The organism is Nocardia pseudobrasiliensis NBRC 108224 (assembly GCF_001613105.1).
Classification (GTDB): Bacteria; Actinomycetota; Actinomycetes; order Mycobacteriales; family Mycobacteriaceae; genus Nocardia; species Nocardia pseudobrasiliensis.
Map to the genome: position 1 here is coordinate 57,467 of NZ_BDBS01000036.1, position 14,293 is coordinate 71,759.

Genomic DNA, 14,293 nt, shown 5'->3' on the forward strand with positions numbered 1-14,293 from the left:
TCGTTCACCCCTTCGGCGCGGCCTGCCGCTCGGGTCTGGTGAGCGTCAACTCGGCGGGCGAGAACGCGAGTGTGTCGCTGGAGCCGCTCGGTCGCACCCGTAGATAGTCGGGTTCGGACCGATCGGCAACAGCGACCACCTTGCCGGAACGCCCTTCCGTCATGCCCACCGCATCGGCGGTGAACCACACGGTGCGTCGACGCCCCGCCTCGACATCGGCGGCGATGCGCCGAATCTCGCTGTCGGACAACGGTTTCGGTTGGGTGCGATGAGATGGCACAGTGCACTCCGGACAAGACTGAGAATTCGCGTACTCACGTAGCATGCACGAGGGAGAGCCTCAGCGCCTCCTCGAACGGCACCGAACCACAAATCTCGAACATACGTTCGATAGTAGAGTACCAGCCGTACGGCTCATTGCGAGAGCATGAGCTTCTCGAAGTAGTCGATGGCCTCCGGCGGCATCTCGACGCCGCGAGCGAACATGGCCTGTTCGTATTGGGCGAGTGCGGTTTCGATGTCGCCGGGGTGCTCGGCGAGCGCCCTGCCGAGTTCGGCCCCGTCGAGCAGGGCCAGATTGGCGCCCTCACCGGTCGGGGCCGCGAGGTGGGCGGCGTCGCCGAGCAGGGTCACGCCCGCGACTCGATCCCAGCGATGCCCGTTCGGCAACCTGTACTGCGGGCGCAGCGACGGCGCGGTATCGCTGTCGGTGAGCAGTGCGGTGAGTTCCGGTGCCCAGCCGTCGAATTCCCGCACGAGCCGCGCGGTGGCGGCGGTCGCGTCGGTGAAGTCGATATCGGCGAACCACTCCAGCGGCCGCTGCAGCAGCAGGTAAACGTGCAGTGTCGCATCCATTTCCCGATGCGCGAAGATCGCCAGGTCCGATGCCTGCGCGATCATGGATCCCCCGCCGACGACTCGCGCGGCCGCGGGATGGTTGACATCGGCATCGAACAGGTAGGTCTCGACCGCCGACGTGCCGGTGTATTCCGGTGTGGCCGTGGACAACAGCGGCCGCACGCGCGACCATGCCCCGTCCGCACCGATCAACAGATCGGTGACGACGGTGGAGCCGTCGGCGAAGGTCAACTCATGGCGACCCGCGTCGAGCGGGCGAACAGCGTCGAGTTTGCGCCCCCAGCGAACGGTGCCCGCCGGGAGCGACTCCAACAGAATCCGCCGCAACTCGGCCCGATGCACCTCGGGCCGACCGCCCGTGCCGTCGTCGGCGTGATCGAGCACGACCCTGCCGCCCGGCTCGAGCACCCGCAACGCCTGCCGTCCCTCCAGGACGATATCGCGGAACTCCGCCATGAGCCCGGCCGCCTCGAGGGCCCGCTGTCCGTTGTAGTCGTGGATATCGAGCAATCCGCCCTGCGCACGCGCTGCCGGCGAGGCGTCCGCCTCGTAGACGGTGGCCGCGATGCCATGCAGATGCAGAACCCGGGCGAGCGCGAGCCCGCCGAGCCCAGCGCCGACGATCGCCACTGAATGACTTTGCCGCTCTATGTATTCGGTCACGCCACAACGGTTCCCCGCCCGGGTTGCACGCCCCTTGCACCCGACTTACGCCCGCATGCGCGGGCCTGACGCCGTGCCGAGCCGCAAGCGATTGTCCGCCACCGCTTCGACCGCCCACGCCACCTGTGCGAGTCCGATCCCGCGCAGCGCCTCGGCCGCCGTACGGAATATCTCGTTGTCCAGCTCGACCATCCGATCCCCGCGTTCCGCCGCCCGCATCATCGCCTCACGCTCGGCGACAAGGGGATACAGCGGAAGAAGCGCGACCAGGATCTCCGCATCCGTCACAACACTCATCTGGACGATTCTTCCGCCGCACAGGTGACGGAACGGTGAGCCAACTCTGAGGAATCGGTATGGATCACGTATTTCGTCGAAATCTCCGCCGTGAAGGAAAAGTGATGATTTCAGCACGGCTTCGACCGACGACAACTCCGAATACAACAAGGCCCTCGATCGGCTCGAAAACGTATGCCGCTGAGTATTTCCGGATCCATGGCAACGGCCCGACTCCTGCTTCGGAGTCGGGCCGTATCACGCGTCGAAGCAGCCATTCAGTCGAGACAGAATTCGTTACCCTCGATGTCCTGCATGTTCAGGCATGACTCGTTCTCCTCGTCGGCGAGCAGCAACTGCCCGCGGACCGCACCGAGCGGAATCAGCCGGGCGCATTCGGCCTCGAGCGCGGCCAGCCGCTCCGCACCCACGAGCCCGGTCCCGACGCGCACATCCAGATGCACCCGATTCTTCACGACCTTTCCTTCGGGAACTCGCTGGAAGTACAACCGCGGACCCACTCCCGTGGGATCGACGCACGCCGTGCCCCGATGCTCGTACCCCAACACCTCGGACCAGAATCGAGCAACGCGCTCGGGCTCCGCGCAATCGAATGTGATCTGAACCTGTTTGACCGAAGACATCGCTCCACCCTAGAGCCGAAACCCCCGGGGCGTCTTCACCTTTTCCGGGTAACCGGACCGAGGTCCACTTTATTTCGCGCCCAAGGACCTAGCCTGTCTGTGTGGCCTCATCACATACCGTGCGGCGCCTACGCCCGTTTGCCTCGACGATCTTCGCGGAGATGACCGAGTTGGCGCTGCGCCACGACGCGGTGAATCTCGGTCAGGGCTTTCCGGATTCGGACGGCCCCGCCGCCATGCTCGAGGTCGCGCGGGACGCGATCACGCACAACTTCAATCAATACCCGCCCGCCCGCGGCCTACCGGCGCTGCGGCAGGCGATCGCCCGCGACCGCGCGCGCATCGGTCTGGACTACGATCCCGACACCGAAATGCTGGTGACGGTCGGCGCGAGCGAAGCATTGAGCGCGGCTATTCTGGGCCTGGTCGAGCCCGATCAGGAAGTCGTGCTGATCGAACCGTATTTCGATGTGTACGCGGCGGCGATCGCCATGGCCGGCGCTCGGCGCCGCACCGCGCGCCTGGTATCCGACGGCGACGGCTTCACACTCGATATCGACAGCCTGCGCGGCGCGATAACCCCCGCGACCCGAATGATCGTGGTGAACACCCCGCACAATCCGACCGGCGCGGTATTGAACCGCGCCACCCTGCTCGCCATCGCCGAGATCGCCTGCGATAAAGACCTTCTCGTCCTATCCGACGAGGTGTACGAGCACCTCGCCTTCGACGGCGTCGACCACATCTCCCTCGCGACGCTGCCCGGTATGCGGGAGCGAACGATCGTGGTGTCCAGTGCGGGCAAGCGATTCAGCGTCACCGGCTGGAAGATCGGTTGGGCCTGCGCGCCGCGACCGCTGATCGACGCCGTCCTGGCCGCCAAACAATTTCTCACCTTCGCCGGTGGCGGCCCGTTCCAGCAGGCGGTCGCCTACGCCCTCGACGACGAGCGGGATTGGGTGACCCACTGGCGTGACGAGTTGGCGATCAAACGCGACTTGCTGTCGAAAGCGTTGGAAGAGGCCGGATTCGGTGTCCGCCACGGCGCGGGAACCTTCTACCTGTGCGCCGATGTAGCGCCGCTCGGCGAGCCGGACGCACTGAGCTTCTGCCGCACCATGCCCCGTCGAATCGGCGTCGCCGCGGTCCCCGTCCATGTATTCGCCGACGATCCCGCCCCCTGGAAAACATTGGTGCGCTTCACCTTCTGCAAACGCGACGCCACCCTGGCCGAAGCCGCACGCCGCCTGAAGCAACCGAGCTGATCACAGTACCAGCGGCCGCTCGATGTACCAGACCACGAAAATCACTGCGCACCCGAACTTTTCACGGTCGCGACCGAGGGTATATTTTCGGATCCATGCGCGCGCTCGTCCCGCTGTGTGCCGCGATGCTGCTGCTCTCCGGCTGCGCGGCCGAGACGCAGCAGAACCGCGACGCCTTCTACCACCAGCAGATCAGGTGGAGTCCCTGCTCGGATAGCAACAACCCTGACTGGTTCCAGGACACTCCCCCGGCGGGCAGTACCTGCGCACGCATCCTCGCCCCGCTCGACTATCGAAATACCGGCGCATCGGCGAAGAAGGTCTCCATCCCCATCGCGCGCCTCCCGGCGAAGGCGGCCAAACACGGCACCCTCGTGCTGATCAGCGGCGGCCCGGGCGATCCGGGGCTGTCCATGCTCGATATGCCCTTCCCCGAACCGATCCGCCAGCACTACGACATCGTCTCCTACGACCCGCGCGGCGTCGGCCAGTCGACCCCCGCGATCAGATGCGTTTCCAACGGCGACGAACTCACCGAGGAACCGGTCACGGCCGCCGCCATGGAAGCCGCGAGCCGTGTCTTCGTCGACGCGTGCGTGCGCGCCACCGGCTCGGAGATATTGCGGCACATAGGGTCCGACGAGGCCACCGACGATCTCGACATCATTCGCGGGGTGCTCGGTGAGCAGCGGCTGAATCTGCTCGCCATGTCATACGGAACCCAGATCGCCGCGATGTACATCGACCGCTATCCACGCCGCTACCGGGCCGCCGCACTCGACGGCGTCGTCGACGTCACCGAGAACAGTGTCGAAATGCGGGCCGGCCAATACCGCGGCCACCAGGACACATTCGATCGAGTAGCCGCCTACTGCGCGACCTCCTATCGCGAGGGTGGACGTTTTCCCTGCCCACTCGGCAATGATCCGGCCCAGGCGCAGAACGTCTTTCACAATATCCTGCGCACCGTCGAGAAGGGTCCGGCGCCGACGGACGCGTGGGATCCGGTCGGGCCGGACACCATATTGGCAGCGCTGGCCGCCAGTTTCCCGTGGCCGCAGAACTGGACCGCCTTCCTGAACGCGCTCACCGCCGTCCGATACGGCGACGGCACCGCCATGTACCGACTGGCGTACCGGGACTCCGGCGCTCCCCGAAGCGGCGCGCTGGAGGCGATCACCTGCGCCGATATCGCCGATCCGACCACCGACCGAGCAACAGCGCAAGCCGACGCCGCCAAGATCTACGACGCGGCGACCTACGACGACTACCAGCCTCGCCCGGCCGAATTCCCGCTCGACACTTGCGCTTTCTGGCCGACCGCGGGCACCGCCCGTACCTACCGGCCACACCGCGCGAAGGATTCGGCGCCCGTACTGTTCATCGGCACCCGGCACGACCCGGCCACCCCCGTACAGAACGCCGAACGCATGGCCCAGTACCTCGAAAGCCCGCTGCTGATCCGCGAGGGCGACGGTCACACCTTCGTCTTCAACGAAATCAACCGCTGCGGAGACGATTTCGTCGTCCACTACCTCGAGCATCCCGAGGTCGCCGGAACCAAGGTCTGCGAATAGCCGGTCATCGCCGCCGTAGCAGCCCGACCAATCCCGCCCCCAGCAGCATGAATCCGGAAATCAGCGCGAAACCGTAAGTGACCCAGGCGTGCACGGCCACCTTCATCGCACTGGACAGGAACGGCAGATCTCCGATCAACCGGAACGTGTCATCGGGAAACAGCAGATGCAGCACTCCCGGAAAGATCCCCCACACCAGACTCGCGACGATCGTGCCCGCCGGTGTGAAGGTCGCCAACGCCGCCACCAGCAGCAACAGCAGTGACCCGCCGATGATCTCGAGCGAGGCGGTCGCGCGATCGGTGACGGCGCCGACGATCACCCAGTAGCGGATGTCGGCGCCGCCTTTGGCCGCCAGCGCGATCCCGATCGGAGTCACCACCAGACTGAACAGCACCCCCGCCCAGGTGCCTGCGGTCACCCCGCGGCTCTGGAACTCCGCCCCGGGGGGAGACCACCCCGCAGGTGATTCGAACTTGTTCGGCATCGCCCCGCTCCTCCTCGTTCTGCCGCGTCCATTGTCATGCCACGGTCGGAGAATTGTCCGCCCACAGGCGGAAATCGTTCGCGTGGCGCGCCTGTCGCGTTATCCGCTGGTTAGCATCGCGGTATGGCGAGTACCGGAACGGCCCTGGAACCACCGCGGATCGAGGGGGTGCGCAGATCCACCGTCACCGCGCGCGGCGTGCGCTTCCATGTCACCGAGGCGGGCCCCGCCGACGGTCGCCCCGTCGTCGCCCTGCACGGCTGGCCCCAACATCACTACACCTACCGCCACCTGCTCGCCGACCCACCCGAGGGCCTGCGCGTCATCGCACCCGACCTGCCCGGCTACGGCTGGTCCGGCCCGCCCCCGCACCGCTGGCTCAAGGACGAGATCGCCAGCGACGTTCTAGCCCTGCTCGATTCGCTGGAGCTGCCACGCGCGCTGCTGATCGGCCACGACTGGGGAGGCTACGTCGGCTTCCTGATGGCCCTGCGCGAGCCGGAGCGCTTCTCCGGCTTCATACCCCTGAATATCGCCCACCCCTGGCAGAGCCCACGCACCTTCGCACCGCACGCCTGGCGCTTCCTGCTGTACCAACCGCTGGTCGCCGGACTCGGAATGCCGCTGCAACAACGCACCCCATTCCTCACTCAGGTATTCCAACGCGGCGTAACCAACCACGCGGAATTCTCCCCCGAGGTGATCCGCGCCTACACCGAACGCTTCCGCGACCCGATAACCGCCCGCGCCGCCACCGATACCTACCGCACCTTCCTCCTGCGCGAGGTCCCTGCCCTCGGCCGCACCCGCAGCCCCCGCGCCACCCTGCCCATCCGCGCCCTGTTCGGCAAGAACGACAGCGCCATCCACCATGCCCTGGCCTCTGCCGAAACCGCCGACGCGGACGATTACACGATCGAATACGTGTCCGGCTGCGGCCATTTCATCCCCGAGGAACGGCCGGATCTGGTACGGCGGAAACTGCTGGATCTGGCGGCGGAGACGGCCTAGCCGAGCAGTTCGCGGGTGCGGGCGAGCAGGTCGTATTGGCCGGGCAGATCCGGTCCGGACAGATTGACCACGAAGGTCCTCGCGCCCGCGCGCAGATAGTCGTCGAGCCGTTCGGCGAGCTTCTCGGGCGACCCGCTGATCACCAGGGGACTCACGCGCGACTCGGCCAGCCCGGTCAGCCCGCACAGGAAGCGGACCACGCGTTCGCGACCCCGCCTTTCTGCGTCCGCGCCCAGCGCGGCGAATACGGTCGTGGCGAGTTCGGGCATGGGCGCACCCGCATCGGCCGCCATCGTTTCCAGAGCGCCCGCGCGAGTGGCGAGTTCGGCGGGCGTCAGCAATGAGGCCAACCAGCCGGCGCCGTGCTCGACGACGCGGCGCAACGCGCGATCCGACATACCGCCCACCCAGATCTCCGGCATGGGTACAGCCGGTTCGAGCGTCACGGTCGGCGCGCCCGGCTCGGTCAGCAGGGCCGTCGGCCTGCCCGCGAGCAGGTCCGGCAACGCGCTCAACATGAGATCCGTCCTGCGGCCGCGATCGGCGAACGGACTTCCGGCGGCCGACCATTCGTGCCGATGAACACCGGTCCCGACACCGAGCATGATCCGATTGCCGGACAGATACTGCAGCGAGCCCAGCTGTCTCGCCGCCCACGCCTGCTGTCGCAACGCCAGCAGCATCACACCGAAGCCCAGCCGTACGCGGGTCGTGACGGCGGCGGCCGCGGCGAGCGCGACCGTGCTCTCCAGTAGGGCCCCTCGGGGACTCAGATAGTCGGCCGTCCACATCGCGTCGAGTCCGAGTTGCTCGACATGTCGTGCCAGTGCGGGGATATCGCCGATCATCGCCCCCGGCGACGGCACGGTCGGTAGCGAAACACCCAGGGATATCGGCATATTCATCCTCTCGATCCGGTAAGTCGAATCTTGCCTTCTCAACCCCGGTTGAGTTCAACTGTTGCGGTGAACGAACTGGCCTCCATCCGGCAAGTCGCCGATCACTTCGCCGTCCCCGTCTCGACGTTGCACTACTGGGAGCGCCGCGGCCTGATCACCGCCAGCCGTCGCTCCGGGCATCGGTATTACGACCGCGACCAGGTCTACCGCATCGCGCTGATCCAACGCTGGCGCGGCACCGGCCGACTCCCCATCGACGAGATCGCCACCGCCCTCGCCACCGAGGATTGGCGCGAGATCGTCACCGCCCGAATAGCCGCCATCGAATCCGATGTGGCCCAACTGAATACGGCGCGCGCCTACCTGCGGTCCCTACTCGAGTGCCCGCACGGGAATTCCCTCGATCACTGCGCGGCCTTCCGTGCCACCGTCGCCCTTCCTGTTCCAGAATGAGCGGGTGATCGAAGTTGGAACGCTGCACGCGGGCGACCGCGCCACCTGGGAGCGACTTTTCGCCGGATACAACACTTTCTACGGTCGAGACCTCACCCTCGACATCGCCGACCGAGCCTGGAAGGAAATCCAGAGCGCCGACCGCATCCACGCCCTCGGCGCGCGGATAGACCATCAGCTGGTGGGCATCGCGCATTTCCTCGTACACCCGAGCACGACGACCGCGGACGTCTGCTATCTCCAGGACCTGTTCACCGATCCGACGGTGCGCGGCAAAGGCGTTGGGCGGGCGCTGATTACGGCCACGCAGAGTTGGGCCCGGGAGCATGGCTGCGCGCGGGTGTACTGGCATACGCATGAGAGCAATGCGACGGCGCGGCGGTTGTACGACCAGGTCGGGGTGAATCGGGGGTTTATCCAGTACGTGGTACAGCTTTGACGGCAGCGGCCCCGGGGACTCGCCCGGGGCCGTGCTCAGATGTTTACGATGAAGGTGTCCCAGTCCTCGGCGGTGAAGGTCAGAGCCGGGCCGGTCGGGTCTTTGGAGTCGCGGACGCCGACTGTGCCGCCGGGGAGGAAGGCTATCTCGACGCACTCCTGGCTGGCACCGCTGTGACTGCTCTTGAACCAATCCGCCTCGGATAGATCAACGCTCACGCTCATACTCCCTTGCGACCTGCCTCAACAGTGCCCTGCTGGCCTCAGGGCTCAACGCTACACGCGCCAAAGCTTGGTGCGCGGACCGATAAGCGCGGACGTCATCGTCCTCCCCGTAATATATTGCGCCGCGGTAGCCTTCCACATACACCAGCGCTGGTTCAATCGGCTCTCCGATAGGCCCTTTCGGGAAGTCCATAATGATCAGGGGTCCGGTCAGCTCTCCCAACGGTATGCCTGCGGAGTAGGGCAGGATTCGAATGGTGATGTTCGGTCGGGTACTCATATCCGCCAAGTGACGGCATTGGGCCCGCATTATCCGACGACTGCCGATCACTCGACGGATGGCTGTCTCTTCGAGGATGAGGTCGAGGCGTACCGGCCGATCCCTGCGAGTGAGCAAGAGCTGGCGTCGGATTCGCATCTCCACCCGCCGCTCGATGTCCATCGGAGACTCGTTCGGATACCCGTGCCGAAACAGGGTGCGAGCGTAGTCGGCGGCCTGAAGCAGGCCCGGAATCCGTTCCTGGAAGGACGTCAACATTTCAGCCTCGGCCTCCAGCCCCAGGTAGACATCGAAGTTCGCGGGTATCAGATCGCCATACTTGTGATACCAACTTTTCGAGTTCCCTTGCTGCGCCAGCCCCTTCAGGGCCTCCGTCGTAGTACCGTCCGCGCCGCAGACCCGACAGAACGCCTCGATGGCATCAAGATCGACACGGGCCGTCGTGCCCGCCTCCATCCGCTGGACAGTCGTCGTGCCTCTCTCTATGAGCCTAGCTATCTGCGCGATCGTCAACCCTGCGCCGGCTCGCAGATCGCGAAGCAATCGCCCCAGCTGACGCCGGGGTATGGCAGGCCCGTCGGCTGGATGGGCGGGATCGTTGTCCGGCATAGCACCCTCCTGGCTATGGATGAAATCCGCGAATTGTGGATGAGACTCATCCGATTTCCGGATCTTCGTCTCGGCAGCTCCGGATCACGACCTCGGAGAACACACGAATTCAGCCGAATCCTTGCCCCGAGACCACGTTCGAGCTGTGCTTACGCAGCGCCCGGGAGGGATTTGAAGGAAGAGGTAGCCCCACCCCGATGACCTATGCCGACGGGACGGAACCCGGGCGCACCCACAACTTTACGACCGATTCGGAGCGTCCATGAGGAATTCGAGAATTATCCGGGCACATCGATTTCACACCGAAGCCATTGGGTGACAGTCGGTTTGGGGGCGCTATCCGCTTTCCACCGTCAGTTCCACCGAAGACGCACCCCGCAATATCGCGACCTGCTCCGCCTCCGCACCCAACCGGGACCGAAACTTACCCGCTGCCCCGAATGCGGTCACCGTCAGCGACAACTTCTTACCACTCTTACGCGGCCGCCAGATCCCGACGATCTTCCCATCGACGAGTACCGCCCCCGGCTCGCCGACGGTCTTCCACATCTCCCCATGAAACTTCTTGTCCACAATGGTTTCTCGATCCCGCAACTGCGTATAGGGATCACGAGGCGGCAACAACCGCACCCCACGCACTTCCTCCGGCGACCGCATTGCCTCGAGATCCTCGGTGAGAAGCCACCCCTTCCGCCCGTCGAACCCCACCTCGGTCATCTCCCCCGCCAACGGTTTCCACCACGGATCGACATCCGAGACCGCCACCCCCAACCACGCCGCGAAATCCTTCGGCGACGACGGACCATAGCAATGCAGATACCGCCGCAGCAACTCCGCCCGAGCCGCCCCGAAAGCCAACTCCCCCAACGATTCCCCCAACCACTCCTCGACCAATACGAACGGAGCCTTGTTCCCCTCGCGAGGGGCGAAACACACCAGCCCTTCCAACGTCAGAATCCGCAAACAAAAATGCACAACCGCCTCCCCCAACGCCAGCCCCCGACCATACGGCCCCGCCGCCTTCCAGTCCTTACGCTGTACGGCAGTCAGTCGAGGCGCGATACGCCCGGCCAACTCCGCCCCCAACTCATTGATCGCCAACCGCCGCCCCGACAACACCTCCCCGATCTCATCCCCGCAATACCCCACAGCCTCATCCAGCCCCATTCCGAGAACGGCCAGTCCCTGCTCGACCCCGCCGATCATGTGCAACCGCCCCGCCTCGGTGGTAGGCAAAACCCCCGCGGTGAACACCCCCGCGTCCGCACGCGGAAAAAAGAATGGAGCACCCCGCATACACCAGCTCTGCACCAACTCCTTGTCGTCGGCGACCGCCTTGTCCACCGTCTCCGACGTCACCCCGTCGGCACGAGCATGCATGGCGAGCAACGCCGCCCCCGGCGGACTGTTCTGGATGCCGCACGCCCCCACCACCTTCCCCAACTCCCGAGCGGCCTGCCGTTTCGTGAGATGGTGTGCTCCGAGCCGAAACACAATCACATCGCTGCCTCGAACCTTCACGATCGCCTCCGCTCATCGGAATCATCGCCGTGGCGACAACCTAACCCCAACCGAACCGATCATCCCGAGGACTCGGGCGGGAAAACGCGGACCGGTCGGAATACGCACCAGTGGTTCTGGGGGCATTTGAGTATCGGACGACTCTATAAAATGACTTGCCGGAAGGATTGCTCAGCGGGAGAAGACTTTTCGACGAAAGGCGACCAGAAATGGTTGGGGTGGGGGATAATTCATCGGGCTGTTGTGACGACGGGACGATCGAGGTCGACCCGGACGATCTCCACGTCATCGGCCACAGGTTCACGACGGCGGCTTCCGATGCCGTCGAGGAATTCGCCAGGTACCACACCGACTTGGACGACTATTCCGGCACGGTGTTCACCACCACCCGCGCGGCGCTCATGGACAAGGTCGAAGGTTGGCGTGCGCGGACCACGGGATTACTGCACACCGTCGACAGTCACGGTCGCAAATTGCATTCGAGTGCGATCGAATACCGGGCTGCGGACGGCAATGCGCAGGGGGATGTCGCAAAAGTCTCGGGGCAGGCTGGATACCGGTGGTCACATTCGGCGACGTGCTCGGCTTCGACCCGGAGCAATTGCAGGAGATATTCCGCATCTGCGACTCGGCCAGGGGTTCGTGCACCGATTCGCGCGATACGCTGCACGGCTTGAATACGCTGCAGACCTGGAACGGCCCGGCGGCGACGGTCGCCAGAGACTCCGTCGGAAAGACCCGGGTGGACATCGACAGTCACGGCCAAGAGGTGTCCCAGGTCGGTGCGGCCGCACTGGACTGCTACGAGGAGGGGGTTTCGCTGAAGCAGGAAGCACTCGACTGTGAGCGGCAAGCCGCGGCGGCACACCTCGCCGTCGATCCCGTCACGGGAACGGTCACCGAGACAATGCTGGGGCCGTTCACCGATTCCCGGCACGTGCTGATCGCGAATCTGCAGGCCCGGGTGAACAATGTCGTCGCCGACGCCACACGCTTCGACGAGAACCTCGCGGTTTTGATCCGGGGCGCGGACGGACAGCTGCCGCTGACCCCGCCGGGCGCGCCGGACGAAAACGAACTCGACCGCCGCGCCAACGAGATCGCCGCATTCCGCGCCGTCTACCACCGCGATCCGATATCCGAGAACGACTGGCGCATGGCCGATGCCCTGGACACCCACACCTATGACCCGAAATACCAGGGCGTCAAAGCCAATATCGTCATGCAGCGGTTCGATCCGATCCCCGGCGCGGGCGTATACCGGCAGAACATGTACATCCCCTCCCCGGCCGTCCACAACGTCCTGAATCCCTTCGACGCCGGATCGATCGTCGGCGCCCCGCAACCGACCCGCCCCACCTTTGCCCGGCCCCGCCCCCACCCTGCCACCCGGCTGAAAACAGGTCCCGGTGGCGCGGCGAGCACTGGCTACGAACTTGGTGAGGCGTCGAGAGGCGGGCCGAAGCCATTGCGCGAATGGGTGTCGGGGCCCGGATCACTACGTATCGGGGTGGGTGAGGTAGTCGATTTCATGCGTTCCCTACCGGAGCGAGACCGAGCAAGATCAACGTCGCGATCGAGAGCGCGAGGAATCCCGTGGCCCCCACCATATTCCGGTCGCCGCTGCGGATGTGGGCGCCGATCGCGCCGACGAAGTAGAGCACCAGCCCGATCGCGGCGGCGATTGCGAAGGGCGGGAACCAGATTCCCCAGAGGAGACCGATCGTCGCGGCGATCTGCAGGCTTCCGAGCACGGCGAGCTGGGGGGTGGTGAGGTGGACGGCTTCGGCGAATCGACGTATCCACGCCGGGCGGACGAACTTCATCACTCCGGAATGGAGCATCGCCAGTGCCAGCAGGACGGACAAGATCAACGTTGCGATATGCATGACGGCAACGCTAGAAATCCGATAGGTACCTTTTGGTAACCTACGGATCGTGAGTCCCCCAGCCGGAATCATGTTCATGTCCGACTGCCCCGCGCGCACGGCGATCGAGATCATCGCGAACAAGTGGTCGGTAGTCACCCTGTACGCGCTCATCGACGGCCCCAAGCGGCACAGCGAACTCGTCGCCCTGTCCGGCGGAATCTCCCGAAAGGTGCTGACCCAGACGCTGCGTCGCCTACAGAGCAACGGCCTCGTCGACCGACAGCGGTACGCCGAAGTACCCCCGCGAGTGGAATACAGCCTGACCCCACTCGGCCGGACACTCCAGGAGCCGATAGCAATGCTGACGGAGTGGGCACAGACACACGGCGAAGAACTCGTCGACTTCCAGGAATCGACCGAATCATTTCGCCCGTGACAGCCGCCACCCGCCGCGGGTCAACTCGCCGCCGTCAGCACCCGCCACGCCTTTCTGGAGCGCGAACGGACCTGTGGCGCGGCATATTCGATTCGCCGACGTGCCTCGGAGGCAGTGATGCGCAGCAGATCACTCAGTAGATCCGCGGTATCCCGGTAGCCGGTGTCGGCGGCGAGACCGCGACGCTCGGCCTCGGCGACGGCCGCGACCATGGCCGCACCCAGTCGACGCCGGCGGCGTTCGGTTTCGACGAGGGTGCGCAACAAGTCGACATCGGCCAGTTCCGACCACCTGCGTGCCGGAGCATCCGATGCCACTGCAGTCGAATGTGTATTCACGGGGGCGAGCCTACCCCAATCTCGAACATATGTTCGAGAATTCGCCGTGTCGTCTTCTCGGCGCCCGTCAGGGAGGAGGTTGGTTGGGAGCGTACTGCTTCACGATCCATCGGCAGATCGCTTCCACGACATAAGCCCTCTCCGTGTCGTCGAGCGCGTGCCCTGCGGGGATGTCGTGCCAGCGCGCGAGGCAGGTACGGCAGCAGGTCGCGGTGGCGTGCTGGGCAACGAAAACGGGATGTCCGCGGTAGGGCGTCTGTCGGCCGTCGTTGAGCGGTTCGGCCGGGGCCAGCCTGCGGGCGATCAGATCCTCGGCGTGCTTGCGCACGATCGCGATGCCCCGCAGGTCGACCACAGCGCGGTCGCGCCCGCGCAGCCGGAACTTCGCACGGAAATGGTGCTGGCCGATCCGATCCAGCCGGTCGTCGAGTTCGTCGGTCAT

18 protein-coding genes and 1 pseudogene are annotated in these 14,293 nt (G+C 65.4%); 7 read left to right on the forward strand and 12 right to left on the reverse strand.

Annotated features, from left to right (window positions below; translation table 11 throughout):
- Nucleotides 1–4: 4 nt before the first annotated feature.
- The 4 genes from NP4_RS26685 to NP4_RS26700 form a co-directional block, all read right to left on the reverse strand.
- Nucleotides 5–280 (reverse strand): hypothetical protein, encoded by a 276-nt coding sequence (locus tag NP4_RS26685; protein ID WP_147288031.1) that lies wholly within the window; start codon nt 278–280, stop codon nt 5–7.
- A gap of 134 nt (nt 281–414) precedes the next feature.
- Nucleotides 415–1,521: an FAD-dependent oxidoreductase gene (locus NP4_RS26690; protein ID WP_245998340.1), complete on the reverse strand. Its 1,107-nt coding sequence runs from the start codon at nt 1,519–1,521 to the stop codon at nt 415–417.
- Nucleotides 1,522–1,566: 45 nt separating this feature from the next.
- Nucleotides 1,567–1,818, reverse strand: a complete 252-nt coding sequence (locus tag NP4_RS26695) for a hypothetical protein (RefSeq protein WP_068003391.1) — start codon at nt 1,816–1,818, stop codon at nt 1,567–1,569.
- 257 nt (nt 1,819–2,075) lie between these two features.
- Nucleotides 2,076–2,441, reverse strand: a complete 366-nt coding sequence (locus NP4_RS26700) for a VOC family protein (RefSeq protein WP_068003393.1) — start codon at nt 2,439–2,441, stop codon at nt 2,076–2,078.
- Between the two features lie 101 nt (nt 2,442–2,542).
- Here NP4_RS26700 and NP4_RS26705 point away from each other — a divergent pair, with 101 nt between their 5' ends.
- Together NP4_RS26705 and NP4_RS26710 are read left to right on the forward strand one after the other, a co-directional pair.
- Complete coding sequence (locus tag NP4_RS26705) at nt 2,543–3,706, forward strand: pyridoxal phosphate-dependent aminotransferase (protein WP_082876250.1); 1,164 nt, start codon at nt 2,543–2,545, stop codon at nt 3,704–3,706.
- Nucleotides 3,707–3,801: 95 nt separating this feature from the next.
- On the forward strand, nt 3,802–5,283 hold the full coding sequence (locus tag NP4_RS26710; RefSeq protein WP_068003400.1) for an alpha/beta hydrolase: 1,482 nt from the start codon (nt 3,802–3,804) through the stop codon (nt 5,281–5,283).
- Between the two features lie 4 nt (nt 5,284–5,287).
- Here NP4_RS26710 and NP4_RS26715 read toward each other — a convergent pair whose 3' ends face one another.
- Nucleotides 5,288–5,770 carry a hypothetical protein gene (locus NP4_RS26715; RefSeq protein WP_068003403.1) on the reverse strand — a complete coding sequence of 161 codons (483 nt, stop codon included), beginning with the start codon at nt 5,768–5,770 and terminating at the stop codon, nt 5,288–5,290.
- A gap of 123 nt (nt 5,771–5,893) precedes the next feature.
- Between NP4_RS26715 and NP4_RS26720 the strand changes: the two genes are divergently transcribed.
- Nucleotides 5,894–6,781 carry an alpha/beta fold hydrolase gene (locus NP4_RS26720; protein WP_068003405.1) on the forward strand — a complete coding sequence of 296 codons (888 nt, stop codon included), beginning with the start codon at nt 5,894–5,896 and terminating at the stop codon, nt 6,779–6,781.
- On the opposite strand, the gene NP4_RS26725 is transcribed toward NP4_RS26720, so the two are convergent.
- Nucleotides 6,778–7,680, reverse strand: coding sequence for an LLM class flavin-dependent oxidoreductase (locus NP4_RS26725; protein WP_068003584.1), 903 nt, complete (start codon nt 7,678–7,680; stop codon nt 6,778–6,780). The genes NP4_RS26720 and NP4_RS26725 overlap by 4 nt on opposite strands.
- 66 nt (nt 7,681–7,746) lie before the next feature.
- Here NP4_RS26725 and NP4_RS26730 point away from each other — a divergent pair, with 66 nt between their 5' ends.
- Entirely contained in the window at nt 7,747–8,133 is a 387-nt protein-coding gene (locus NP4_RS26730) for a helix-turn-helix domain-containing protein (RefSeq protein WP_068003407.1), read from the forward strand.
- 4 nt (nt 8,134–8,137) lie between these two features.
- Nucleotides 8,138–8,572 (forward strand): GNAT family N-acetyltransferase, encoded by a 435-nt coding sequence (locus NP4_RS26735; protein ID WP_068003411.1) that lies wholly within the window; start codon nt 8,138–8,140, stop codon nt 8,570–8,572.
- Between the two features lie 35 nt (nt 8,573–8,607).
- On the opposite strand, the gene NP4_RS26740 is transcribed toward NP4_RS26735, so the two are convergent.
- From NP4_RS26740 to NP4_RS26750, 3 genes are all read right to left on the reverse strand, one after another.
- Entirely contained in the window at nt 8,608–8,796 is a 189-nt protein-coding gene (locus tag NP4_RS26740; protein ID WP_373863872.1) for a DUF397 domain-containing protein, read from the reverse strand.
- The gene (locus tag NP4_RS26745; RefSeq protein ID WP_068003415.1) at nt 8,780–9,685 is read right to left on the reverse strand and encodes a helix-turn-helix domain-containing protein; all 906 of its coding nucleotides are present in this window, start codon (nt 9,683–9,685) and stop codon (nt 8,780–8,782) included. Before NP4_RS26745 ends, NP4_RS26740 begins: the two co-directional genes overlap by 17 nt.
- A gap of 336 nt (nt 9,686–10,021) precedes the next feature.
- Nucleotides 10,022–11,119, reverse strand: a complete 1,098-nt coding sequence (locus tag NP4_RS26750; RefSeq protein WP_245998351.1) for a winged helix DNA-binding domain-containing protein — start codon at nt 11,117–11,119, stop codon at nt 10,022–10,024.
- An 829-nt stretch (nt 11,120–11,948) separates the two neighbouring features.
- Between NP4_RS26750 and NP4_RS43595 the strand changes: the two are divergent.
- A pseudogene (locus NP4_RS43595) lies at nt 11,949–12,203 on the forward strand (hypothetical protein); the annotation flags it as partial.
- A gap of 532 nt (nt 12,204–12,735) precedes the next feature.
- Here NP4_RS43595 and NP4_RS26760 read toward each other — a convergent pair.
- On the reverse strand, nt 12,736–13,095 hold the full coding sequence (locus NP4_RS26760; protein WP_068003425.1) for a DoxX family protein: 360 nt from the start codon (nt 13,093–13,095) through the stop codon (nt 12,736–12,738).
- Nucleotides 13,096–13,144: 49 nt separating this feature from the next.
- Here NP4_RS26760 and NP4_RS26765 point away from each other — a divergent pair, with 49 nt between their 5' ends.
- Nucleotides 13,145–13,513: a winged helix-turn-helix transcriptional regulator gene (locus tag NP4_RS26765; protein WP_245998339.1), complete on the forward strand. Its 369-nt coding sequence runs from the start codon at nt 13,145–13,147 to the stop codon at nt 13,511–13,513.
- Nucleotides 13,514–13,533: 20 nt separating this feature from the next.
- Here NP4_RS26765 and NP4_RS26770 read toward each other — a convergent pair whose 3' ends face one another.
- Together NP4_RS26770 and NP4_RS26775 are read right to left on the reverse strand one after the other, a co-directional pair.
- On the reverse strand, nt 13,534–13,830 hold the full coding sequence (locus tag NP4_RS26770) for a DUF222 domain-containing protein (protein ID WP_245998338.1): 297 nt from the start codon (nt 13,828–13,830) through the stop codon (nt 13,534–13,536).
- An 88-nt stretch (nt 13,831–13,918) separates the two neighbouring features.
- Nucleotides 13,919–14,293: a DUF4186 domain-containing protein gene (locus NP4_RS26775; protein WP_068003434.1), complete on the reverse strand. Its 375-nt coding sequence runs from the start codon at nt 14,291–14,293 to the stop codon at nt 13,919–13,921.

Bases quoted from the DNA above. Each gene is read 5' to 3' on its own strand.
- NP4_RS26695 (WP_068003391.1), bottom strand. From the start codon at position 1,818: ATGAGTGTTGTGACGGATGCGGAGATCCTGGTCGCGCTTCTTCCGCTG.
- NP4_RS26700 (WP_068003393.1), bottom strand. From the start codon at position 2,441: ATGTCTTCGGTCAAACAGGTTCAGATCACATTCGATTGCGCGGAGCCC.
- NP4_RS26710 (WP_068003400.1), top strand. From the start codon at position 3,802: ATGCGCGCGCTCGTCCCGCTGTGTGCCGCGATGCTGCTGCTCTCCGGC.
- NP4_RS26715 (WP_068003403.1), bottom strand. From the start codon at position 5,770: ATGCCGAACAAGTTCGAATCACCTGCGGGGTGGTCTCCCCCCGGGGCG.
- NP4_RS26720 (WP_068003405.1), top strand. From the start codon at position 5,894: ATGGCGAGTACCGGAACGGCCCTGGAACCACCGCGGATCGAGGGGGTG.
- NP4_RS26725 (WP_068003584.1), bottom strand. From the start codon at position 7,680: ATGCCGATATCCCTGGGTGTTTCGCTACCGACCGTGCCGTCGCCGGGG.
- NP4_RS26740 (WP_373863872.1), bottom strand. From the start codon at position 8,796: ATGAGCGTGAGCGTTGATCTATCCGAGGCGGATTGGTTCAAGAGCAGT.
- NP4_RS26745 (WP_068003415.1), bottom strand. From the start codon at position 9,685: ATGCCGGACAACGATCCCGCCCATCCAGCCGACGGGCCTGCCATACCC.
- NP4_RS26760 (WP_068003425.1), bottom strand. From the start codon at position 13,095: ATGCATATCGCAACGTTGATCTTGTCCGTCCTGCTGGCACTGGCGATG.
- NP4_RS26775 (WP_068003434.1), bottom strand. From the start codon at position 14,293: ATGACCGACGAACTCGACGACCGGCTGGATCGGATCGGCCAGCACCAT.